General features: G+C 58.9%; 20 protein-coding genes. 11 read left to right on the forward strand and 9 right to left on the reverse strand.

Annotated features, from left to right (window positions below; all coding sequences use genetic code 11):
• Nucleotides 1-76: 76 nt before the first annotated feature.
• On the reverse strand, nt 77-1,669 hold the full coding sequence (locus ACR3XE_RS08390; protein WP_473700331.1) for an isocitrate lyase: 1,593 nt from the start codon (nt 1,667-1,669) through the stop codon (nt 77-79).
• A gap of 156 nt (nt 1,670-1,825) precedes the next feature.
• Between ACR3XE_RS08390 and ACR3XE_RS08395 the strand changes: the two genes are divergently transcribed.
• The gene (locus ACR3XE_RS08395) at nt 1,826-3,223 is read left to right on the forward strand and encodes a helix-turn-helix domain-containing protein (RefSeq protein ID WP_473698090.1); all 1,398 of its coding nucleotides are present in this window, start codon (nt 1,826-1,828) and stop codon (nt 3,221-3,223) included.
• A gap of 95 nt (nt 3,224-3,318) precedes the next feature.
• Here the strand turns inward: ACR3XE_RS08395 and ACR3XE_RS08400 are convergent, their stop codons facing one another.
• From ACR3XE_RS08400 to ACR3XE_RS08415, 4 genes are all read right to left on the reverse strand, one after another.
• The gene (locus ACR3XE_RS08400) at nt 3,319-4,038 is read right to left on the reverse strand and encodes a hypothetical protein (RefSeq protein WP_473698089.1); all 720 of its coding nucleotides are present in this window, start codon (nt 4,036-4,038) and stop codon (nt 3,319-3,321) included.
• Between the two features lie 113 nt (nt 4,039-4,151).
• Nucleotides 4,152-4,721, reverse strand: coding sequence for a POT-type proton-dependent oligopeptide transporter (locus ACR3XE_RS08405; protein WP_486186019.1), 570 nt, complete (start codon nt 4,719-4,721; stop codon nt 4,152-4,154).
• Nucleotides 4,722-4,814: 93 nt separating this feature from the next.
• On the reverse strand, nt 4,815-5,660 hold the full coding sequence (locus tag ACR3XE_RS08410; RefSeq protein WP_486185644.1) for an MFS transporter: 846 nt from the start codon (nt 5,658-5,660) through the stop codon (nt 4,815-4,817).
• A 138-nt stretch (nt 5,661-5,798) separates the two neighbouring features.
• The gene (locus ACR3XE_RS08415; RefSeq protein WP_486185645.1) at nt 5,799-6,836 is read right to left on the reverse strand and encodes a mannose-1-phosphate guanylyltransferase; all 1,038 of its coding nucleotides are present in this window, start codon (nt 6,834-6,836) and stop codon (nt 5,799-5,801) included.
• A 124-nt stretch (nt 6,837-6,960) separates the two neighbouring features.
• Between ACR3XE_RS08415 and ACR3XE_RS08420 the strand changes: the two genes are divergently transcribed.
• The 4 genes from ACR3XE_RS08420 to ACR3XE_RS08435 are packed head-to-tail and all read left to right on the forward strand — an operon-like array spanning nt 6,961 to nt 13,708.
• Entirely contained in the window at nt 6,961-8,349 is a 1,389-nt protein-coding gene (locus ACR3XE_RS08420; protein ID WP_473698085.1) for a TIGR03013 family XrtA/PEP-CTERM system glycosyltransferase, read from the forward strand.
• A 2-nt stretch (nt 8,350-8,351) separates the two neighbouring features.
• Nucleotides 8,352-10,475 carry an XrtA/PEP-CTERM system histidine kinase PrsK gene (gene prsK, locus ACR3XE_RS08425; protein ID WP_486185646.1) on the forward strand — a complete coding sequence of 708 codons (2,124 nt, stop codon included), beginning with the start codon at nt 8,352-8,354 and terminating at the stop codon, nt 10,473-10,475.
• A complete protein-coding gene (gene prsR / locus ACR3XE_RS08430; RefSeq protein WP_473698083.1) occupies nt 10,472-11,851 on the forward strand; it encodes a PEP-CTERM-box response regulator transcription factor in 1,380 nt (459 codons plus the stop codon). Before prsK ends, prsR begins: the two co-directional genes overlap by 4 nt.
• Nucleotides 11,852-13,708: a tetratricopeptide repeat protein gene (locus ACR3XE_RS08435; RefSeq protein WP_473698082.1), complete on the forward strand. Its 1,857-nt coding sequence runs from the start codon at nt 11,852-11,854 to the stop codon at nt 13,706-13,708.
• Between the two features lie 19 nt (nt 13,709-13,727).
• On the opposite strand, the gene ACR3XE_RS08440 is transcribed toward ACR3XE_RS08435, so the two are convergent.
• Nucleotides 13,728-14,075 (reverse strand): GntR family transcriptional regulator, encoded by a 348-nt coding sequence (locus ACR3XE_RS08440; RefSeq protein WP_473698081.1) that lies wholly within the window; start codon nt 14,073-14,075, stop codon nt 13,728-13,730.
• Between the two features lie 71 nt (nt 14,076-14,146).
• Entirely contained in the window at nt 14,147-14,728 is a 582-nt protein-coding gene (locus ACR3XE_RS08445) for a nitroreductase family protein (RefSeq protein ID WP_473700330.1), read from the reverse strand.
• Nucleotides 14,729-14,894: 166 nt separating this feature from the next.
• On the opposite strand from ACR3XE_RS08445, the gene ACR3XE_RS08450 reads away from it, so the two are divergent.
• Genes ACR3XE_RS08450 through ACR3XE_RS08465 form a run of 4 tightly spaced genes read left to right on the forward strand, consistent with a single transcriptional unit; the run spans nt 14,895 to nt 19,941 of the window.
• Entirely contained in the window at nt 14,895-16,481 is a 1,587-nt protein-coding gene (locus ACR3XE_RS08450) for a peptide MFS transporter (RefSeq protein ID WP_473698080.1), read from the forward strand.
• A 1-nt stretch (nt 16,482) separates the two neighbouring features.
• Nucleotides 16,483-17,901, forward strand: a complete 1,419-nt coding sequence (locus tag ACR3XE_RS08455) for an amidohydrolase (protein WP_473698079.1) — start codon at nt 16,483-16,485, stop codon at nt 17,899-17,901.
• On the forward strand, nt 17,898-19,199 hold the full coding sequence (locus tag ACR3XE_RS08460) for an amidohydrolase family protein (protein ID WP_473698078.1): 1,302 nt from the start codon (nt 17,898-17,900) through the stop codon (nt 19,197-19,199). The genes ACR3XE_RS08455 and ACR3XE_RS08460 overlap by 4 nt, the downstream gene beginning before the upstream one ends.
• Before the next feature lie 40 nt (nt 19,200-19,239).
• Nucleotides 19,240-19,941, forward strand: coding sequence for an NnrU family protein (locus tag ACR3XE_RS08465; protein ID WP_473698077.1), 702 nt, complete (start codon nt 19,240-19,242; stop codon nt 19,939-19,941).
• Here ACR3XE_RS08465 and ACR3XE_RS08470 read toward each other — a convergent pair.
• Both ACR3XE_RS08470 and ACR3XE_RS08475 read right to left on the reverse strand, forming a co-directional pair.
• Nucleotides 19,938-20,933 carry an aldo/keto reductase gene (locus ACR3XE_RS08470; protein ID WP_473698076.1) on the reverse strand — a complete coding sequence of 332 codons (996 nt, stop codon included), beginning with the start codon at nt 20,931-20,933 and terminating at the stop codon, nt 19,938-19,940. The genes ACR3XE_RS08465 and ACR3XE_RS08470 overlap by 4 nt on opposite strands.
• A complete protein-coding gene (locus ACR3XE_RS08475; RefSeq protein ID WP_473698075.1) occupies nt 20,930-22,171 on the reverse strand; it encodes a dicarboxylate/amino acid:cation symporter in 1,242 nt (413 codons plus the stop codon). Before ACR3XE_RS08475 ends, ACR3XE_RS08470 begins: the two co-directional genes overlap by 4 nt.
• Nucleotides 22,172-22,292: 121 nt before the next feature.
• On the opposite strand from ACR3XE_RS08475, the gene glmM reads away from it, so the two are divergent.
• Together glmM and ACR3XE_RS08485 are read left to right on the forward strand one after the other, a co-directional pair.
• Nucleotides 22,293-23,630: a phosphoglucosamine mutase gene (gene glmM, locus ACR3XE_RS08480; protein ID WP_486185647.1), complete on the forward strand. Its 1,338-nt coding sequence runs from the start codon at nt 22,293-22,295 to the stop codon at nt 23,628-23,630.
• 1 nt (nt 23,631) lies between these two features.
• A complete protein-coding gene (locus tag ACR3XE_RS08485; RefSeq protein ID WP_473698074.1) occupies nt 23,632-23,868 on the forward strand; it encodes a DUF1272 domain-containing protein in 237 nt (78 codons plus the stop codon).
• Nucleotides 23,869-23,872 lie beyond the last annotated feature (4 nt).

The following is a 23,872-nucleotide window of genomic DNA, read 5'->3' on the forward strand; positions in this document are numbered from 1 at the left end:
GGACATCTGACGGGCAGGCTTTCCTCCCCAGGAAAGATCGGGTGCGGTTAGCCGACAGGCCCGCCGCGAAACAGGGTCAGGCGGCGAACTGATTCATCGTGTTGTGCTTGCCACCGGCTTTGAGCGCGGCGTCGCCGGCGAAATATTCCTTATGATCGTCGCCAATGTCGCTGCCGGACATGTTCTGGTGCTTCACGCAGGCGATGCCTTCACGGATTTCGGTGCGCTGGACGTTTTTGACATAGCCCAGCATGGCTTCGTCACCGAAATATTCACGCGCCAGATTGTCGGTCGACAGCGCCGCGGTGTGATAGGTCGGCAAGGTGATGAGGTGGTGGAAGATGCCCGCCCGCTTCGCCGCGTCGCGCTGGAAGGTGCGAATGCGGTTGTCGGCTTCGTTGCCGAGTTCGGTGCCGTCATAATCAACACTCATCAGCTTGGCGCGGTCATAGGCCGAAAGGTCGCGGTCTTCCTCTGCCCAGGCGTCATAAACCTGCTGGCGGAAGTTGAGCGTCCAGTTGAAGCTGGGTGAGTTGTTATAGGCGAGCTTGGCATTGGGGACGACAGCGCGGATGCGGTCGACCATGCCGGCGATTTGCTCGATGTGCGGCTTTTCGGTTTCAATCCACAGCAAGTCCGCACCATTTTGCAGACTTGCGATGCAATCGAGCACGCAGCGGTCTTTACCGGTTCCGGAACGGAACTGATAGAGGTTCGAGGGCAGGCGCTTCGGACGCATCAGTTTGCCATCGCGGTTGATCAGAACGTCGCCGGGGTTGCCCGCGCCGTCGACTTCTTCGCAATCGAGGAAGCTGTTATATTGGTCGGCCAGATCGCCCGGTTCCTTGGAAAAGGCGATCTGCTTGGTGAGGCCTGCACCGAGGCTGTCGGTGCGGGTGACGATGATGCCATCCTCGACGCCCAATTCCATGAAGGCATAGCGGCAAGCGCGGATTTTTGCGATGAAGTCTTCGTGCGGAACGGTGACTTTGCCGTCTTGATGCCCGCACTGCTTTTCGTCGCTGACCTGATTTTCGATCTGCAGCGCGCAGGCACCAGCTTCGATCATCTTTTTGGCGAGCAAATAGGTCGCTTCGGCATTGCCAAAGCCTGCGTCGATGTCGGCGATGATCGGGACAACATGGGTTTCATGATTGTCGATGCTAGCCTGAATCTGCTTGGCTTTCAGCTCGTCGCCTTCTTCGCGCGCGGCGTCGAGTTCGCGGAACATCATGCCCAGTTCGCGGGCATCGGCCTGACGCAGGAAGGTGTAGATTTCCTCGATCAGCGCCGGAACGCTGGTCTTTTCGTGCATAGACTGGTCGGGCAGGGGGCCAAATTCGCTACGCAACGCAGCAATCATCCAGCCCGACAGATAGATGTAACGACCCTTGGTGGTGCCGAAATGCTTTTTGACCGAAATCATTTTTTGCTGCGCAATAAACCCGTGCCAGCAACCCAGCGACTGGGTGTAGTTGGCGGGGTCTGCGTCATAAGCAGCCATATCTGTGCGCATGATGCGGGCGGTGTAGCGGGCCACGTCGAGGCCGGTGCGAAAGCGGTTCTGGTGCCGCATACGGGCGATCGATTCGGCGCTGATGCCATCCCATGTACCGTCATAATCGCGGATGAGACGGCCAGCCTGTGCCATGTCTTCGTTGTAGCCCATCATGTGATCCCTTCGTTGAAGCTGCCTGTTGAGAGGCAGAAACCATGAGACGGTTGTAGCTGGGGAAGGGCTGGCTTTGAAAAGTTTTGTGAATATATCTTGTCAATAACTTCAAAATTGTGTGAATAGTAGTGTAAAGATGTAAAGGATGTTACAATGGCTGCACAGCGCATCTTTGCCGGCCCCGCCATTCGCGGATTGCGGCGGCGGTCAGGTCTGACGCAAGTCGCGATGGCCGAGGCGCTCGATATTTCGCCGAGTTACCTCAATCTGATCGAGCATGGCCAGCGGCCTTTGTCGGCGGCGCTGATCGTGCGTCTAGCAGAGCGTTTTGATTTCGATCCGGCGCGGTTGACCGATGATATTGTGCCTGGTGGGTTGACCGGTCTGCGCCGACGTCTTTCCGATCCGCGCTTTGCCGATCTGGGTATCGAGGCGCAGGACGCCGAGGAGTGGCTGGCGAGCGCGCCGACCACTGCCGCCGCCTTTGCGCGATTGTTCGACGGGCAGGATCAGGCTCCTGCAGCGACCGGTACCGAGCTGGCCGATGCGCCCGAAGTGCATGAGGTCAGGCTGGCCATCGAAAAATGGCGCAACCATTTTGCCGACCTCGATGGTCAGGCCGAAATGCTGTTTGATGAATTGCGGCTCACCGGTGGCGATCTTTATGGCACCATATCTGAGCGACTGCGTGTGCAGCATCAGCTGGGCATTCGCATCCTGCCGAGCGACGTAATGCCCGATCGGTTGCGCTGGCTCGACTGGCATGCGCGGCAGTTGCAGCTTTCCGAATTGCTGCGGCCCGCTTCGCGAACCTTTCAGGCTGCTGCGACATTGGCGCAAATCGAAGCAAAGGATGAGATAGACGCACTGGTTGCGGGAGCTGACTTTACCCAGCCTGCGGCGGAGCGGCTGTTCCGGCGTCATTTGATCCATTATTTCGCTGCGGCCCTGATGATGCCTTATGGTCGATTCCTGCGGGCCTGCGATGCCACCGGTTATGATCTGTTGCTGCTTCAGCGCCGCTTTGGTGCAGGATTTGAGCAAGTGGCGCACCGGTTGACCACGTTGCAGCGCGTAGGCGCGCGCGGACTTCCCTTTTTCATGTTGCGGATCGACCGCGCGGGGCAGGGGTCGAAACGCTATGTCGGGGCCAGCCAGTCACCGCTGGTCGAGAGTGACCTGCGCTGTCCGCTGTGGGCGATTCACGAAGCCTTTGCCCGGCCCGGTGAAGTGGTGGCTGATCTGGTCGAGCTGGAGGATGGGTCGCGCTGGTTCAGCCAGTCGCGCATCGTCACTGCGCCGGGCGAGTCCGGGTCGGGACCACCGGCACGTTTTGCGATTTGCGTTGGCGTCGATGCCAAGGTCGCGCCGTCGCTAGTGGCCGCGCGCGGCATTGATTTGATGCGCGATACCGCAACGCCCATTGGGTTGGGCTGTCGCCGTTGTACGCGCACTGGTTGTATTCAGCGCTCGGCCCCGCCGATGGGGCGCCCCTTACGTTTCCGCGACGGCGAACGCGGGGTTAGTGCGTTTGATTTCGCCGGGGATTGAGAAGATGAGGGGACTGGTTTTGGGCCGATCGCTCAATCATTTCGCACAAATCACGCTGCACCTTGCACCAAATATGTGGCGTTCCCGATGAACTATTAGCGTGAAATTGAAATGGGGGCGCTGGCGGAAAATTGCGAGTCGCCCTGATAGCCTTTAAACAGCAACACACCGTTGCCCGAGTTGGGGCTGTCGAACCTCACGACCATCGTCATGACCATCTGTCCGGGAGCAGGCTCAGGAGCCTCTGGTGGAGGATTGCAATAGTCGGATTCCCCCTCTTGCACAATAACGGGGACTGGAGCGAAGCCTCCCTGAAATATCTGGAAGTTGGAGGTCGCGGCATCGGTTGACCCATTGTAGCAATAGCCGAAGCTCACGCCCAAAACCTGACCAAATACGCCGTTGCTGGGGCTTTGCGGGCCAGGCCGCAGGTCATAAATGTTGCTTCCGATCATGAGCGGAAGAGTCGACCAGTTGCACCCACCCGCAGACGTCGGTCCGCCGCCTGCCTGTTCAAGCGCATCGGCGGCAATTTGGGCATTTTGTGCATTGGCAGGCAAAAGCAACAGCGATTCATCTGGCGCAGCCCCTTCAAGCAAGGCTGTTCCGTTCGATGGATTATAGTCAAGTGACAGGCTTTGGGGGCCATGGCCGGGCAGGGGAATCGCCATCGCGCCTTGTGATGTACGTGCTGTGGCAGTACCCGGGCTTTGCGTAATCTTCCACGTGCCGTCGAGCGCCTGCAGTGCCGCTGTCGGCGAGGCGGAGCAAAAAGCGCTCGATCCAGTGGATTGCGCATGGGCGGGCGCCGCCATTGCAAACAACATCCCTATGAGAGCGATGAGGATATTCTTGGGCATCCGTCCTAATAGCACAGAAGGGCCAGATTTTGAATTTGCCTCCTATGCGGCGCAGATTTCGCGCGATTTCACGCCACGACAGTGGCGGGGCCGATAGGCGTTGGTGCGTCCTCCGGACTGATCTCGGCCTTGTCCGTGATCAGTCTGCGTAGAAAGGGAATGAGCAGAATGAGTGCGATACCGACCACGAGGCTGCCGACCCCAAGCGCACCAAAGAGTTCGGCATATTGGTGATTGCTGTCCGCTAGCGTGGTGTGAGACGGCTCGGGTATCATGCCCGAGAAATCACCGGCAAAGAGCGACGCCACTCCGGTGATCAGCATCCAGGACCCCATCATTACGCCCTGATATTGTTTCGGCGCGATCTTACCGATCATCGCGTAGCCGACAGGCGAGATGAGCAACTCTCCTATGCTTTGAAGCACGTAGCTGATGAAGAGCCAGGCGAACGCACTTTTTGCGTTACCGGCTATCTCTATGCCAAGCGGGAGAATGAGGAAGCCCAGCGCCATTAATATGAGTGATGTTGCAAACTGCTGGGGAATGTCCACAGGCCACCCTCTTGCACGCATCCGGGTAAACATCGCCGCAAGCAAGGGTCCGCCGATTACGATGCAGGCTGTGTTGATGTTTTGAATCCACTGCGGCTAAATCATGACGGACCCGATCGTCAGGTCCACATTGTTAACCGCGAAGAGCTGCAGGCCGCTTGGCGCCATTTGATAGAGGGACTAAAAGGCGAGCGAACCCATGGCGAGTATCAAATAGGCCGCCATATTTCTTCGCTCGCGGCGATCCTGATGACGAATTGTGAGATATAAAAGCGAGAGGGCGACGATGCCGCAGATGCCTTTGATGAATGTCTCGGTCCTGCCGGGGTGCTGAAGCATGATCCAGACAATCGGGATTATCCCGAGGACAATGGCAACACCGGCGAGCAGGCGCCTACGGAACTGTTTTACCGTGACCTCAAGTAGCGGCGTGTTCCGGTCCGCAAGAGTCTTCCACGAAAACCATGCCAGAAGAATGGCCACGAAATTGCCGAGTGTTGCGAAGAGAAAAAGCTCTCCGTAACTTTCGGTTCCCTGAAAGTAACCGGCGACCGTGAAGCCGATGAAAAAGCCGACGTTCATGCCAGCGTAATTCCACAGAAAAGCACCCTCGCGCCGTGGGTCATCGGAGGTGAAACGCTGGGTGAGCATCATGTTGATGCAGGTGACGTTGAGACCGCTTCCGGTGAGGAACAAGGCGAGGCCGATATAGAACATTGAGAGCGAACCCAACGCTATGCTGGCGCAGCCCATGACTTGCAGTGCCATGCCCCCGACGAAGAGGTTGCGGTTCGAAAGGAATCTGCCCCCGAGATAGCCGCCGAAGAGATGCAGGCCATAGTTGAAGGCGCCAAACACGCCCAACAATGTTGTGGCTATTTTTACCGAAAGGTTCAGGTGCTTCGTCGCGTAGAGAATGAACGTCGATAAAAGAACAGCGAACCCGAGGGTGCAAAATATCTGAATGAAGAAGAGTACTGCCGTTCCTTCGGGAGCGGCGGAGAAAAGACGCTTGGCTTTATTCATCGAGCGGGCTTTTGACTCCGCCAACAGTTGCAGTCAAGTCGCGTTTGAGTCGTTCTTATATCGTTGCGACTGGCGCGTCCGATTTCACTCTTCCTCGACCTTCGCTCCATTGACCGCAGTACCGCCAAAAGGGAAATTCTACTCCCGAGCTTTTGCGGCGGCCCGGACATCCTGTGAGCGGTTGAGTGGCATGACCAATATGTCGTCGCCATCGACGATCACGGCGACATCGTTCATCCCGACCAGCGACACGCGCTTGTCTCCGGCGCGGACGAGGCAGTTCCGGCTGTCATGGGCAAACACATCGCCGCGTGTTGCGTTGCCCGCGTCGTCACGCGGGGCAAGCGTGTGAACGGCTTGCCAGCTGCCCAGGTCAGACCAGCCCATCGATGTCGGAACGGTTGCGACGCGCGCGTCTTTTTCCATCACGGCATAGTCTATCGAGTCACTGGGTGCGTGTCCAAACTGGTCGGCGTCGGCATATAGGGCGTCGCCGTCCCATTGGCCAGCAGCAAGAGCCTTGTCAGCCGCTTCGAAAATGGGACGGCAATGCTTTAGCATCGCGTCGCGCATACGTCCGGCACGAAACAGGAAAATGCCTGCATTCCAGCTATATCCGCCGTGACTGAGCATGGCCTGGGCGTCGGCGAGTGGCGGTTTTTCGACAAAGCGGGCGACGGCAAATCCGTCGTCGCCAACCGCCTTGCCGCTCGCGATATAGCCAAAACCGGTGTCGGGACGGTCAGGGGTGATGCCGAATGTGACCAGATAGTCCTGTTCTGCCAGTCGGGCCGCCTTGGCTACGGCGGCTTGAAACGCAGGAATATCAAGGATGACATGGTCGCTGGGCATGACAAGGAGCAAGGTATCGGTGTCGGCCTGCGCCACCGCAAGCGCAATGGCGGCGGCGGTGTTGCGCGGCATGGGCTCTATGATCAGTTTGGCCTGGCAGCCACCAAGCTGATCGCGCACAGTGGAGACATGCGCGGCGCCGCAAAGGATGAGCGGTGCTGCAAAACCAGCGTCTTGCGGAGCGCGTGTTAGCGTCTGTTGAAACAGGCTGCCCGAGGGGCCGGCCAAAGATAGAAATTGCTTGGCATGGGTGCCGCGCGATTCGGGCCAGAGCCGTGTGCCAGCGCCGCCGCACAGGATAACAGGTTGGGTCATTTGGGTCATGGCCGCGGTCTATCGCCTCGGTGCTCTCTGGTCACCTCCAAAATGGCGCCAATTTTATGTGTAAAATTAACCGACACTTCATGCCTAGCAACTAGTAAACAGAGATGAAAGGGCACGTGCGTCGATGTTCAGACTGTTCAAACATTATGTGCCGCGTGCCGTTGTCTGGCTGGCGCTTATAGAATTTTGCGCGCTGCTTGTTTCGGCAGAGGCAGGCTGGCAGCTTTATGCGCAGCAAGTGGCCATCGATTCCGGCATCATCATCGACCGCGCCTTACCGCTCACAACCTTTGCTCTCGCCAATATGCTCGCAATGATGGCGACCGGTATGTACGGCAATGAGGCGCTGCGTTCGATGCGGTTTGGCACCGCGCGTTTGCTCGCCGCAATTTCGCTGGGCGTGATCTTTCTGTCGGTGCTGCGCTTTGTGCTGCCGACCATCACGCTGTGGCGCGCGAACAGCATCTACGCGATGGTGCTGGCGATCGCGCTATTATTTGTCATCCGCTTACTGCTGACCCAATCGGCCGGGGCCGATGCCTTTCGGCGGCGGATACTGGTTTTGGGGGCAGGTCCGCGTGCGGCGCGGCTGGGCGCTTTGGCTGCCGAGCCGGGGAGTGGGCTCGTCGTCGTCGGTTATGTCGCGATGAATGCGGGCGAGCGCTCGGTAGAGCGCGCCGTCTCGCGTGAGGCGATTAGCAATCTGTCGCACCATGTGGTCGCGCTTGAGGCTGGCGAAGTGGTATTGGCGCTGGAAGAACGGCGTAATGCGCTGCCGCTCGGCGACCTGTTGCGGATCAAGACGACGGGGGTTCATGTCAACGATATTGCCAGTTTTCTGGAACGGGAAACCGGGCGTGTTGATCTGGAGACTACCAATCCAAGCGGGCTGATTTTCTCCGACGGATTTTCGGCCGGCCAACGCATTTCAAAAGTGAGCAAGCGCGTGTTCGACATTGTCGTCAGCCTGTTGCTGCTGGTTATTGGTCTGCCGTTGATCCTGATCGCGGGCCTTGCCGTCAAACTGGATAGCAAGGGGCCGATATTCTATCGCCAATCGCGCGTCGGATTGTTCGGCGAACCCTATGATATCTTCAAAATCCGGTCGATGCGCACCGATGCCGAAGCAGCGGGCAAAGCGGTTTGGGCGTCCGAAAATGACCCCCGCATTACACGGGTTGGCAACATCATCCGCAAGCTACGGATCGACGAATTGCCGCAAACCTGGTGCGTGCTAAAAGGCGATATGAGCTTTGTCGGGCCGCGGCCCGAACGTCCAAGCTTCGTCGATGAGCTGGAAGAAAAGCTGCCCTTTTATGCCGAACGCCACATGGTCAAACCAGGGCTGACCGGTTGGGCGCAAATCAACTTTCCCTATGGTGCCTCGGTCGAGGATGCACGGACCAAGCTGGAATATGATCTTTATTACGCCAAAAATTATTCGCCTTTTCTCGACCTGTTGATCCTGTTGCAGACGGTCCGCGTGGTGCTGTGGCCGGAAGGGGCGCGCTGATCATGTCGGCTGCGCTCGCCAACATCTATTCCATTTTATCGGGTCTGGCATTGCTCAGCTTTGCCGGCGTGACACTGTGGCTGATGATGCGACCGCGCGATCGCATGGCCGCGCTGATGCCTTCGCATCGCTGGCTGGTGCTCGCGGCTGCTGCGATGACGGGCTGGTGCGGCGCACTCTATGGCTTTGGGTCTGAAGGCTCCGATGCTCTGGTTGGCGTGGCGCTTCGTAATATGGCTATGCTCGGCTGGCTGGCTGCAACCTTTTGGGGGGCTGCGCCGCCGCCGCGCACCCTTCGTCTGACCATCAGGTTGTTGATGACGATCTGCGGTGTGGCGCTGCTTTTTGGTATCGTCGCCATGGTGATGGCGCGCGGTTCGCCAGTCGTGCTGGATGAAGACTGGATGTATCCGGGGCTTGCGTTGGTCGCGATGCTCGCTGCTTCGGGCGGATTGTTGTTGATCGATTACGGGGTGCGACGCAACAGCACGGGGTTGCGTATGCCGGTGCTGTCGGTGGCTGGCGGCTTTGCGATGCTGTGGGCTTACGAACTAAATGCTCAGTTGATCGGAGCGCTCACCGGACAACCGGCGACAATGTTGGCGCTGCTCTTGCCAGCCGTGGCGTTATTGATTCTCCCGACTTTCATATTGGCGGCAATGGATGTCGGGCGCGAAAAATTGCGTTTGTCGCGAAGCGTGGCGGTGCGCGCGATCATCTTGCTGGTGGTCGCGGCCTATCTGGTATTGATCGGGCTGACGGGTGCCTTCGCGCGCTTGCTTGGTGGTGACTATGGCCAGTTGGCGCAGGGCATGTTCCTGATTGTCGCGCTGGGCGTTGGAGGAGTGTTGTTCGCCTCGGTCAAGTCGCGGGCGTGGTTGTCTGTGATGATTTCGAAACATTTTTTCGAGCACCGCTATGATTATCGCACTGAATGGATGCGCTTTACTGCGACGCTGGGCCAGGATGAAGGCGGCGACCGCGATATTTATCGCCAGGCAGGCAAGGCGTTAGCGGAACTGAGCGGTAGTCCGGGGGCGCTGGTGATGCTGCCGGACACGCAAGGTGAGTTTCGCGTCACCGATCGCTGGCATTGGCCGATTGATGGCGAAGGTGAGGCGGTCCTGCCTTTGCGGTCGGGGTTTATGCTGCAGGAATCCGAGCATATCGTCGACCTTGACGAACTACGCCATGGCGATGCGCCCGAACATATCGATCTTGCGATCCCTGACTGGTTGATGACCGATCTGCGAGCATGGGTTATCGTGCCCGTGCTGCATTTTGGGCGGATGATGGCGGTGGTTATCGTGCAACGACCGGCCGTAACACGGACACTCGATTGGGAAGATCTGGATGTGCTGCGCATCGCGGGCAAACAGGCAGCGAGCTATTTGGCCGAATCGCAAAGCCAACAGGCGTTGTCGGAAGCCAAACGCTTCGACGAGTTCAATCGCCGATTTGCTTTCATCATGCATGACATCAAAAATCTGGCGAGTCAGCTGAGTCTGTTGTCAGCAAATGCCGAACGTCATGCCGACAATCCCGAGTTTCGTGCTGACATGATCGACACGCTGCGGCTGTCGGTCGGACGGCTCAACGAACTGCTTGCCCGATTGTCTCCACGGCAGCGCAGCCGCGCCAGCGAAGCGGACGCAGTCGCTCTCGAACCGTTGCTGGAAAGCGTCGCGGCCAGAGCGCGGCAACGGCACCCGGTCTTTTTGGGGGTGAGCTTCGGTTTGTCGGCATGGGGAGATGCCGAGGGGATCAGCCAAATTATCGACCACCTCATAGCGAACGCTATTGATGCCAGCAGCAGCGACGCGCCGGTTCAGATTATTGCCGCGAGCGATCGGGGTCGTGTTCGGATCGACATTCTCGATCAGGGCGAAGGAATGAGCGCTGACTTTATTCGTGGCCAATTGTTCAAGCCCTTTGTCTCGACCAAAGATGCGGGATTTGGCCTTGGCGCGTTTGAAGCCCTGCAACTTGCGCAGGCGATGGGCGGCACCATCGAGGTGGTGAGCGAGCCCGGAAAAGGGAGCAGCTTCACCCTTTGGCTGCCTGCCGACAAAGTTACTGCCGAGCCGGGCGACCCTGAAATGTGTGTAAAGGCCGCCAATTCATGACCATCAACCCCTCCACCGAACCGCGCAAGCTGTTGGTTGTCGAAGATGATCCGGGGCTGCAGAAACAGCTCAAATGGGCCTATGACGATTATGAGGTCGTTATTGCTGGCGACCATGACAGCGCGCTCGATATGCTGCGCGCCGAAGAGCCTGCTGTGGTCACGCTTGACCTTGGTCTGCCGCCTGATCCCGACGGAACGAGTGAGGGGTTTCGCACCCTGACGGCGATTTTGGCGCAAAAGCCGAACACCAAAGTCATTGTTGTATCGGGGCATGGCGCGCGCGAAAGCGCCTTGTCGGCCATCGCGGCGGGTGCGTGGGATTTTTACCAGAAACCGATCAACATAGAGGAATTGGGACTGATCGTGCGCCGCGCCTTTCATGTCCGCGCGCTGGAACTGGAAAACCTGCGGCTCGCATCCGAAGGAAGCGGTGACAATCGCGTGCTTGGCGGGATGATTACCGGCGCGCCCGAAATGCTGAAAGTCGCGCGGACGATAGAGCGCGTCGCCAATCTGGCTGTCAGTGTCATGCTGTTGGGGGCCAGTGGGACCGGCAAAGAGTTGCTGGCGCGCGGGCTGCATCAGGCAAGCGATCGGCGTGACGGCGCCTTTGTCGCCATTAACTGCGCTGCCATCCCTGAAAATCTGCTCGAAAGCGAATTGTTCGGGCATGAAAAAGGGGCGTTTACCGGCGCGGTCAAAATGACCGAAGGCAAGATCGAACTGGCGCATGGCGGCACTTTGTTCCTTGATGAAGTGGGCGATATCCCGCTGCCCTTACAGGTCAAATTGCTGCGCTTTTTGCAAGAGCGGACGATCGAGCGCATTGGCGGGCGTAAGCCGATTGCGGTCGATACGCGCATCGTTTGTGCCACGCACCGCGACCTTGATGCGATGATCGCAACGGGCGATTTTCGTGACGACCTTTATTATCGTCTTGCCGAAATGGTCATAAAGATCCCAGCGCTTTCCGAAAGACCGGGGGATGCCGTGCTGCTGGCCCGCCATTTCTTGCACCAATATGCGCCCGAGATGAACCCGGCGGTACGCGGACTTGCACCCGATGCGCTGCAGGCCATCGACGAGGCTGCGTGGCCGGGCAATGTGCGCGAGTTGGAGAACAGACTGAAACGCGCCGTCATCATGGCCGATGGCAAGCTGGTGACGCGCGACGATCTGGATATGGCGGCGCAGAGTGGCGATGGCGATACGGCTTACCTTAACCTGCGTAGCGCGCGCGAGGCCGCGGACCGGGTCGCGATCCGTCGCGCCCTGACCCAAAGCGAAGGCAATATATCCACGACGGCAAAACTGCTCGGGATCAGCCGCCCGACGCTATATGATCTGCTCAAACAATATCAGATGCAGGGCTGAATGACGCGTCCATTTATCCGATGGACGCGACTGGTTGCGCCGCTGTTGCTGACGGCCTGTTTGGCCGCGTGCGGCGGACAGGATGATGTGAGCCCACGCGAGCAGCGCGAGGCGAAGCGCATTGATCTGCTCACCACCCTGAAAGACGATCCCAAAAATGCCGCCGCGCAAGTGGAGCTTGCACGCGTGTTGTTTGACTCCGGCGACGGTATCGGAGCCGAGGCGGCGCTCGACGCGGCGCGGGCCGCAGGCGATCCAGAAGAGGAACTGCGTCCGCTGTTTGCCAAAGCGGTGGCGATGCAGGGTGATAGCGACCGAGCGCTGGCGATCATGGATGGAGGGCCGATCGCAGACGATATGTATGGCGAGGGGGCCTGGATTGCCGGTTCGATTTATCTGGATCGTGGCGACTTGAATGCAGCCCGCAACGCGCTGGATATTGCAGTCAAGGAGTTGCCACGAGAATCGAGCCTGTGGGTCGACGTGGCGCGGTTTCGCAATGCCAATGCCGAGGCGCTGGGTGCGCGCGATGCAATCGATTTTGCCATCGAACTCGACAAGGGGAACAGTCGGGCGCTGGCGTTCAAGGCCAATTTGGTGCGGACGCAGGCGGGATTAAATGCTTCTTTGCCCTGGTATGAGGCTGCGTTGGCGGCGGACCCTGACAATGTGTCGGCGCTGATCGACCGGGCGGCGACGCTGGGCGACCTTGGACGATATAAAGACATGCTGGTGGCTGTGCGGCGTGCGACCGAATTGGCGCCGCGCGATCCGCGTCCCTATTTCCTGCAGGCGGTGCTCGCGGCACGCGCCGACAATTATTTGCTGGCCCGTAGCCTGTTACAAAGGACGCGCGGGATGCTCGATAACCAGCCATCCTTTCTGTTGGTGAGCGCCATTGTCGAGCTGCAACTGGGCGGGGAGGCCGTGGCGGCTGATCTGTCGGAAAAGCTGCTCGACCAGCAACCGAATAATATGACCGCACGGCGATTGCTGGCGGTGGCAAATTGGGCCAGCGGCGATCCCGATGGAGCGGAAGAGGCGCTGGCTCCGCTGGTGGCCCGTGGCGACGCGGACAGCTGGTCGCTGCAACTGGCAGCGCGCGTTGCCGCCGAACTGGACAAACCGAAAGGGGCCGCCGCATTTCTGGCGCGCGGCGCAAGCTTGCAGCGCGGCGAGGCTGAACCCTTTGCGGAGGACAATCGCTATGGTCAATTGGCGGCAGATGCCAATGCGAACCCGCTTGACCCGGCGGTCGTTATCCCCGCCATTGCCGCCGAAATGTCGGCAGGGCAGACCCGTTCAGCACTGGCTCGCGCCGAAAAATTGCGGGCGGCCAATCGCGGCGTCACCGAAGCGCAGTTGCTGGTCGGTGATGCGGCAATGGCGGCGGGGGATATGACCAAGGCGATTCTTGCTTATCGTGCGGCGCGGGACCTTGATGCCAGCGAGCGCACAACTTTGCGCCTTGCCAACGCCCAACGCCGTGCGGGTGACGAAGCGGGGTCGGGGGCAACGATATTGGCCCTGCGCGACAGCGAGCCGTCGAGCATCGCTGCTGACCGATTGGCCGGACATCTGGCCATGGATCTGGAACATTGGGATGACGCCATAGGCCATTTTGAACGGGTACGGCGACGCATCGGTAATCGCGATGTTGTGGTGCTGCGCGAATTGTCGCTGGCTTGGTCGGCCAAGGGAGATGATGGACGCGCGCTGCAATTTATTGCGCTCGCCTATCACTTGCAGCCGCTGAATGCGGGCATCATGCGAATCTATGCGAATTTGCTAGCGAAAAAGGACGACGGTCAGGCCGCACGCGACCTGAGGGACAAGGCGGCGGCAATTGGTCAGTAGTGGAGGAAAGTGGCCCTTGTCAGGCGTCGGATGTGTCTAACAGGGTCCGTGCATCCAAACCGATGCGGCGAATCTGCTGTGCCACTGGCGGCCAGATATTGGTGAGGAAATCTTCGCGCATCAGGGTGCGTAGGCGCGCGGTTGCGCCTTCGGCGACGAACATGCCGACCCCGCGCTTGACCGTTACCAATTCTTCGTCCTGAAAGGTTTGGTAGGCCTTTGCCACCGTCAACGGATTGGCGCCTTCCTCTGCCGCAAGCGAGCGGACCGAGGGCAACATGTCGCCATCGCCATAGGTGCCATCGAGAATGGCATTGGCAATCACGTCGCGCAGACGCTGATAAACGGGTTTTGATTGATCCAGCATGGCGACTTAATGCCATAAGACAGCAGCACAGTCAAACGAGATTCATTGCATCTGGATGGTCAATGACGAAATTAAATGTCCCAAATGGCAACGACATCATCATAATTAGGGCGCGGTCGCTCCTGTAAGGCTTTGCTCGGCGTGCCGAGGAAGAAATAACCGACAATAGTGTCGCCTTCTCCGGCGCCAAATGCTGCGGCGACATCGCGGTTATAGGCGGCCCAGCCGGTCAGCCAGCTACCGACGAAACCATGGGCGTGGGCTGCATGTAGCAGGTTCATGCCAAGAGCGCCTGCTGACAATTGCTGCTCCCAGACGGGGATTTTGGAGTCGCGCTTTGGCGTCGAGAGGAGGAGGAGCAGCCTTGGCGCTTGAAAGGCAAATTCGTCGAGAGGCTTCAGATCCATGTCGGCTGCGGCCGGGAACTCGGCAATATAGGCGCGCTTGAGCAGGGCCGCGAGATCGGATCGCTGCTCATCGGCAACAGTTACAATGCGCCACGGCGCCAATTTGCCATGGTCGGGCGTGCGCAAGGCAAGGGCGATGATCGCACGGAGCTGGGCGTCGTCCGGGCCGGGCTCAATCATGTCGCGTGCCTTGCCGGAACGGCGCGAGGAAAGATGGGCGAGGAGCGAGGATGTGTCGTTGAACATGGCGTGCATGTGGCAATTTTGGATGGCCCAGACAAGCCTGTGATCGGACCCGAACTGGTTACGCACGCAATTAGATTCTTCCCTTACGCAATTTTCTCGTTAGGTTGCCCCCCAAAGCACGGCGCTCGCCGTCGATAAATCAAACTTACCCAGGGAAGGGTCGCTGATGACCGAAGCTTATGCACAGGATGGAGATGCCGCAGGGACGTGGCTTGGACACCCCAAAGGATTGTTCGTTCTCTTTTTCGCGGAGATGTGGGAACGATTTTCCTATTATGGGATGCGCGCGCTCCTGATTTTCTACCTGACCCAGCATTGGCTATATTCTGATGGTGAAGCGAGCGTCATCTATGGGGCCTATACGGCGCTGGTTTATATCACGCCGGTGATCGGCGGTTATCTTGCGGATCGATGGTTAGGGCAACGAAAGGCGGTGCTTTATGGTGCCGTACTGCTGACTTTCGGTCACTTCCTGATGGGGTTTGAAGGCAATGGCGGACAAGATGCCGCCAGCCTGAATATCTTTTGGCTTGCACTGGCGTTTATCATTGTCGGCTCGGGTTTCCTGAAAGCCAATATTTCGGTGATTGTCGGACAGCTTTATCCGCGGACTGATGTGCGCCGTGACGGTGCTTACACCATTTTCTATATGGGAATTAACCTCGGTGCGGCGCTTGGTTCGTTGCTCTGCGGCTATCTTGGTCAGGTCTATGGCTGGTCATATGGTTTCGGCGCTGCCGGATTTGGTATGCTGCTCGGCCTTGTTGTCTTTGTCATCTTCAAACCCTTGCTGCTCGGTCGCGGCGAGCCTGCCGATCCGGTGAAACTGGCCGCGCCTTATATGGGGATCAAGCTGGAGTGGCTGCTCTATGTTGCGGGACTTGGTGCCGTGGCGATCGTTTGGTGGCTTGTCCAGAATCAGGCAGTGGTTGGAACCTTGCTTGGCGTTGCTGGCGGATTGTTGGTTCTTTATGTTCTGGGCACAGCGGTCATCAAACTGCCTGCCGAAGATCGCGACCGCATTTTTGCCGCGATGTTCCTGATCCTAGGCTCGATCCTGTTTTGGGCTTTGTTCGAGCAAGCGGGCTCGTCGCTCAACCTGTTCACTGATCGGCATGTTGATCGTGGCGGGGTTCCGGCGTCCGTGTTCCAGTCGATCAATGCGATTTATATCGTCCTGTTGGCCCCCTTGTTCGCAGGCTTGTGGACATGGTTGGGGCGCCGCAACATGGAGCCTTCGACGCCAGTTAAGTTCGGCCTCGCGATGCTGCAACTTGGCTTTGGTTTTCTTGTGCTCAAATGGGGCGCTCAGGCTGTCGGGATGGAAAATGCCACTCCTGTCATCTTCATCTTCCTGATCTATCTGTTCCACACGACGGGTGAGCTTTGCTTGTCGCCGGTTGGGTTGAGCGCGATGAACCGACTTGCGCCAGCGCATATGGCGAGCCTGATCATGGGCACATGGTTCTTTGCCTCGGCTACGGGTAATTTTGCGGCGGGGCTGATCTCATCGGCGACGGGTGCTGAACATGCCACGGGCGAAGGTGCTGGCAAGGAATTGGTGTTGTCGGTTTATAGCACCATCGGCCTGTATGCGATTGGCTTTGGCGTTCTGGTGATCGTGATTTCGCCGTTGATCAAAAAGCTGATGCATCTCGACACCTTGCGCGATGCGGATAGCCAGCTCGAAGGCAGCGCCGAACTGGGCGAGCCACAGGCGGCAGGCGTACATCCTACTAACCCAGGGGCATAATATGACGATCTTGATGCGTACCGGCGCGGCTTCGCTTGCGCTTGCCTTGGTCATAAGTGGTTGTGCGGCGTCGGGTACGACACCGTCCTCTGCCGGCGACAAACCCGCAACCGCAGACAAAGCGGCGCCCTTTAACAAGAACCCCTATCCGTCGACCTATCACGCCTATCCCGGTGTGCCGACGGTGGTGACGGGCGTTACCATTTTTGACGGTGTCGGCGGACGAATCGATAAGGGTGCGATCTTGTTGCGCGATGGCAAGATCGCGGCGGTGGGGGCCAGCCTTGCCGAACTGGATGCGCCAGATGGCGCGACAATGATCGACGGCACGGGCAAATATGTGACCCCCGGCATCATCGATATTCACAGCCATTTGGGCGTCTATCCCACGCCGAGTGTCGAGGGCATGTCGGACGGGAATGAGGCGACCAACCCGACCACGCCAGAAGTCTGGGCCGAACATAGTGTGTGGCCGCAAGACCCGGGGTTCAGCCGTGCGCTGACCAATGGCGGAATTACCACATTGGAAATTCTTCCCGGATCGGCCAATTTGATGGGTGGTCGGTCGGTGGTGCTCAAAAATGTGCCCGCCCGCACCGTTCAGGGGATGAAATTTCCGGGCGCGCCCTATGGCCTGAAAATGGCGTGCGGCGAAAACCCCAAGCGTGTTTATGGCGGCAAAGGACGTATGCCATCGACGCGCATGGGCAATTTTGCGGTCAACCGCGAAACCTGGGCCAAAGCGGTGGCGTATAAAAAGAAACTCGATAGCGGGAAGCCGGTCGATCGCGATTTGGCGATGGAAACACTGGCGGGTGTTCTGTCGGGCGACATTCTGATTCAGAACCACTGCTATCGCGCCGACGAAATGGCGCAGGTCATCGATATGAGCCATGAATTCGGCTATAAGGTTACGGCGTTTCACCATGCCGTCGAAGCCTATAAAATTGCCGACCTTCTCAAGAAAGAGGGCATTTGCGCGGCGATGTGGGCGGACTGGTGGGGCTTTAAGATGGAAGCCTATGATGCCATCCCCGAAAATATCGCGCTGGTGCAAAATGCCGGGGCGTGCGCGATTGTCCACTCGGATGATGAAAACCAGATCCAGCGTCTCAATCAGGAAGCGGCCAAGGCGCTGGCATCGGGTCGGCGTATGGGCATCCAGATCAGCGACGCGCAAGCCTGGACCTGGTTGTCGTCCAATCCCGCCAAAGCGCTGGGCATTGCAGACAAGACCGGCAGCCTGACTCCCGGCAAAATGGCCGATGTCGTACTGTGGAACGGCAATCCGTTCAGCGTCTATTCGCGGCCCGAGAAAGTATGGATTGACGGCGCACTGATGTATGATGCGCTGAACCCCAAATATCGGCCCGTGAGCGATTTCGAACTCGGCCAACCCGGTGAAGGGGATGTGAAATGATCCGCGCATTGATGTTGTCCGCGGCGATGCTGGTCGCTGCTCCGGTCGCGGCACAGGATGTCGCCATCACTCATGCCAAGCTGGTGATTGGCGATGGCAGTGCGCCGATTGAGAATGGAACTGTCGTTATCCGTGGCGGCAAGGTTGTCGCAGCGGGCAGCGGCGTTGCGGTTCCCGGTGGGATGACCGCCGTCGACGCCAAGGGGCAATATGTGACCCCCGGTGTTGTCGCAGCCTTCAGTCGCATAGGGCTGGTTGAAGTTGATGCGGTGAGCGGGTCAAATGATAGGTCGTCGCGCCGGTCGCGCTTTTCGGCCGCGATTGATATTTCACCAGCGCTCAACCCCATGGGGTCGCCGATCGCCGTCAACCGCGCAACGGGCGTCACCCGCGCCATTGTTGCGCCGGGCGACAGTGGCGGCCTGTTCGATGGGCTGGGCGCGGTCGTCGACTTGGGCGATGACAATGATATGGTGACCAAACCGCGCGCTTTCCAATTTGTGGAATTTGGCGAGGATGGCGCGTCGAACGCGGGCGGCAGTCGTGCCGCAACCTTCCTGTTGTTTCGCGAGCAATTGCTCGCCGCGCGAAGCTATGCGCGCAATCCGGCAAGCTTTGCCGAATGGTCATCCGATGCGCTGATTCAGCGTGCCGATGCCGAGGCGCTGGTGCGGGTGATTAAAGGCGAGGATCGTCTGTTCGTTCGCGTCGACCGCGCCGCCGATATCTTGAATGTGCTGAAACTCCGCCAAGAATTTCCTGCGTTGAAACTGGTGCTGGTCGGTGCGACCGAGGGCTGGCTGGTTGCGCGCGATATAGCTGCGGCAAAGGTGCCGGTGCTGGTGTCGCCGCTGACCGATTTGCCGGAGACTTTTGAACGGCTGGCGGCGACCCAATCCAATGCTGGGCGGTTGGAAGCCGCCGGGGTGGATGTGTCCATCGGCGTGTTTGACGACGACGACGCGCACAAAATGGGCTATGCCATGCAATATGCCGGCAACATCGTGGGCCAGTCGCGCATAGCAGGCGCTTCGGGGTTGAGCTGGGATCAGGCCTTTGCCGCTATTACCAGCGCGCCGGCACGTGCCGTCGGGATGGGCGACACAATCGGTTCTTTGCAACCCGGACGGGTCGGCGATGTGGTAATTTGGGATGGCGACCCTCTGGAACTTGGCAGCCGCCCGACCGCGATTTGGATCGACGGCAAGCCCCAGTCACTGACGACGCGGCAGGATCGGTTACGCGATCGGTATAGAACGCTGCAGGAAGGGGCCTTGCCCAAAGCCTATACGCATTGAGCGTGACGCCGCTCATAAGATAGCGAGGAGGATAACGGCTGTGGACCCGCATTATTCCTTACTGATGGCCTGTCTGCTATTCGTCGGTACCCATTTCCTGTTGTCGCATCCCTTGCGTGCGCCGTTGGCTGATCGCATCGGTACGGCAGGGTTCCAGATCGTCTATTCGCTCATCGCGATCGCAACCTTTCTGATAGTGGTTCAGTCCTTTCGGGGCCTGCCGCCCGATGAACCTTATTGGGTGGCGGGCCATGCCTTGTGGATGATTTCCTCGATATTGGTCCTGTTTGCGTCGGTCCTGTTTGTCGGATCGCTGGTCGGAAATCCTGCCTTGCCTGTGTCAAATGCGGCTCAAGTAGCGCAAGGTGCACCACGCGGAGTCTATGCCATGACCCGCCATCCGATGATGTGGGGTTTTACATTGTGGGCTCTGGCACATGCTTTGGTCGTGCCAACGCTTGGACAATGGATTTTATCGGGCACCATATCCTTTCTCGCGCTTGCCGGATCGGCTGGGCAGGACGCCAAAAAGGCGCGATTGATGGGGGATAGCTGGCGGCATTGGGCGGCGCGCACTAGTTTTGTTCCGCTGGGACGCCAGTTTAGCGGCCGCAGCCCATGGGGCGATGCAATCCTGCGCGGGCGCGCGCTGTTCGGCGGGATCTCGCTGTGGTTGGCCGCAAGCTGGGCGCATGGTGCGCTCGGCTATATGCCCGCCGAATTCTGGCGCTGGATCGGTTAGATCCGCACCATCCGCATTCCCATTTCGCCGTAACGTGGACCACTGGTGCCTCCACGCGGGGCGGCGGCGTCGATGGCGGCGAGATCGTCGGCGGTCAACGCAACGTCAGCCGCGCCGACGCTATCTTCCATCGTTGCACGCCGTTTGGTGCCGGGGATGGGGACAATGTCTTCGCCCTGCGCAAGCAGCCATGCGAGTGCGACCTGTGCCTTTGATACACCATGTCCATCGGCAACCGCGCCAATCGCATCGACGATGGCGAGGTTGGCAGGCAGGTTCTCATCAGAGTAGCGTGGATCATTGCGGCGCCAATCTGTTTCGGGCAGCTCATCGCGGCTGCGCACTGCACCGGCCAGAAAACCACGACCAAGCGGCGAATAGGGGACGAAACCTATGCCATGTTCGTGGCAGATGCCCAATATTTCGTCTTCTACATCGCGCTCCCAGATCGAATATTCGCTCTGCAAGGCGCTGATCGGTGCCGCATTGGCAGCGCGGCGCAGCGTGTCGGGACCAGCCTCGGACAGGGCGATGTGACGCACCTTACCCTCGTTCACCAATTCCATCATGCCGCCCACGACCTCTTCGATGGGGAGTGCGGGATCGACGCGATGCTGATAGAAGAGGTCGATGGTGTCGACGCCCAGTCGTTTGAGCGACTGCTCGCACGTCGCGCGGGCATTGGCGGGCGACCCATCGACGCCGGTAATTTGATTGCCGTCGAATTTGAATCCGAATTTGGTGGCGATGACCAACCCGTCGCGTTTGCCTTTGATGGCGGCGCCCAACAATTCTTCATTGCTGAACGGGCCATAGATTTGTGCGGTGTCAAAGAAGGTGACGCCCATATCGATGGCGCGGTGGATAGTGTGCGTAGATTCATCCAGATCGGCCGCTTCGCCATAGAGGATGTTGCCCCCCTTGATCATCGGCATACAACCGATGCCGATGGCCGACACTTTCAGGCCGTGGCCGAGATTGCGATATTTCATGGTGCCGTTTCCTCTTCTTTGATGCCGTTGCTGACCATTTTGGTCACCGCCACATCCATCGTAACATTGCCGACCGTCCGCCAGATATCAGGCAGTTGTTCCACCGCGACCAATATGGCGAGCGGGGCGATAGGCACCCCCATCGCGGCGGCAATCGGCGCGATGGCGGTGATAAAACTGATCGTGCCGGGCAGGCTGACCGAAGCCAGCGTTGTCGTAGCCGCCACCGCTACGCCCGCTGCCAACATGGGCAGCGTCAACGGCATATCGAATAGATGCGCCACATAGATGACAACCGCAAGGTTCATCGCGGGACCGGTGAAGCGAAACAGAGCAACCGCGAGCGGCAATGTCACGTCCGAACGCTCCTCTGGCACGCCGATGGCTTTGGCCGATTCAAGCATTGCGGGGAGCGAGGCGAGCGAGCTTTGGGTTGATACGGCCACGGCTTGCGATGGCAATATGGCACGGACAAAATTACGCGCTCCGCCGCGCGAGACCCATATTCCCAACCCCAATGCGATAAGAGTTTGCAGGACGCCGATAGACGATACGGTCGCAACATAATGGGCGAGACCGCCGAGCGCCGCGAGTCCGGTTTTGACGGCGACGGCATAGCCGAGTGCGAAAATGCCGATCGGGGCGACCAGCAACACCCATCCGATAACGACCAGCATCGCATCGCCCAGGGAGTCGAAAAAGCGGGTCAGCGGCGCGCGCTTTTCTTCGGGAAGCCGTGTGATGGCAAAGGCAAAGACGGTGGTGAAGACGATCAGCGGCAGGATTGCATCATTGGCGGCGGCCGCAATCGGGTTGGTCGGGACGAGCGATTGCAGGAAGTCTGCAAAACCCGGAACATTGGCGCCTGCGCTATCAACCCCCGCCGCTGTGCGGAGCGCGGCGGCTGCCTCGGCCGAAGCAGGGAAGGCCTGCAGGATCAAGGGCATGACAATCGCCGCAAAAATTGCCGAACACCAAAGGATGACAATGAATGTCACGACCGATCGCGCCGCGATGCGTCCGGCGCGCGCGGCGCTTGATGCCGCGTTGATGCCGGTAATCAACAACGAAACAATCAGCGGAATGATCGTCATTTGCAGAGCCGACAGCCATAGCCCGCCTATTGGTTGGGCTATGGCCGCCGAGTTAACGGCAAAATCGGGCACAGTGGTCCCCGCCAGCGCGCCGAGCAATATTCCGGCAAGCAAAGCGCCGACGATAAACAGCGCTGCTTTCATGCCCGAATGCCCTTGCCCCGCTTGCCAAGCGCGGTCTGCTTTCCTAGGCGGGATGGGAACGGGCGGAGGCGGACGTCAGGCGCTGGTTTCATGATTCATGGGCGTAAGGAGCGGCTACGCAATGCGCAAGTTTTTCGGCACCGACGGGATTCGCGGGCTGACCAACCAGATTCCGATGACGGTCGAGGTCGCGATGCGGGTCGGCATGGCGGCAGGCGCCTATTTTCTGCGTGGCGACCACAAGCATCGGGTTGTGATTGGTAAGGACACGCGTTTGTCGGGCTATATGCTCGAAAATGCGCTGGTTGCGGGTTTTACGAGCGTCGGCATGGATGTGGTGCAGGTTGGGCCGATGCCAACCCCTGCAGTGGCAATGCTCACCCGTTCGATGCGCGCCGACTTGGGCGTGATGCTGTCGGCGAGCCACAATCCGTTTTACGATAATGGCATTAAGTTGTTTGGCCCCGATGGGTATAAATTGTCTGACGAGGATGAAGCCCAGATTGAACTCTTGCTGGCCAGTGAACCGAGGCTTGCCGAGCCAGCACAGATTGGCCGTGCCAAGCGGATCGAGGATGCGCGCGGCCGCTATATCCATGCCGTAAAGTTGAGCTTGCCCGAGGATGTCCGCCTCGATGGACTGAAAATCGTCCTCGATTGCGCCAATGGTGCCGCTTATAACAGCGCGCCGACGGTATTTTGGGAATTGGGGGCCGATGTCGTGACGCTTGGCGTCACACCCAATGGTACCAATATCAATGATAAATGCGGGTCGACCGCACCCGGCCTGTTACAGGAAACCGTTGTGGCTAGCGGGGCGGATATCGGTATCGCGCTGGATGGCGACGCCGACCGTCTTATCCTTGTCGATGAGAAAGGCGCGATCATTGATGGCGACCAGATTATGGCGCTGCTGGGGTCAAGCTGGGTCAAGGATGGGCGGCTGACAGGCGGCGGTGTCGTTGCAACGGTGATGTCCAACCTGGGGCTAGAGCGGTTCTTGCAAAGCGAGGGACTGACACTGGAGCGCACTGCGGTTGGCGACCGGCATGTGCTAGAAAAAATGCGGGCTGGCGGGTTTAATGTCGGAGGCGAGCAGTCGGGACATATGATCCTGACCGATCATGCGACGACAGGTGACGGGACATTGGCGGCGCTGCAGGTGCTTGCCGAACTGGTTGCATCGGGCAAGCCGGCGAGCCAATTGCTGCACCTGTTTGACCCGGTGCCGCAATTGTTAAAGAATGTGCGTTTCGCTGGAGGTGCACCATTGGAGGATGCCAGTGTGAAAGCCGCCATTGCGCATGGCGAACGCGCATTGGAAGGCAAGGGACGGCTGGTGATCCGCGCGTCGGGTACCGAACCCCTCATCCGGGTGATGGCCGAAGGTGATGATGCCGCAGAGGTTGAAGCTGTCGTCGACAGCATCTGTGCGGCGGTAAGAAAGGTAGTGAACTGATATGCTGGAAATGCGACCCGATTGTGAACGGTGCGGCCGTGATTTGCCTGCCGATAAGCACGGTGCTTTTATCTGCTCCTTTGAGTGCACATTTTGCGCCAATTGCGCCGACAAGTTAGAAGAAACTTGTCCCAATTGCGGCGGTGACCTTCTCGACCGGCCGATGCGTCACGGCGCGCAACTCGCAAAATTCCCGGCCTCGACCGAGCGCAAACATCCCGGCGCACGCAACGCGTGACGGA

Source organism: Sphingopyxis sp. 10G20-10 (assembly GCF_057365075.1).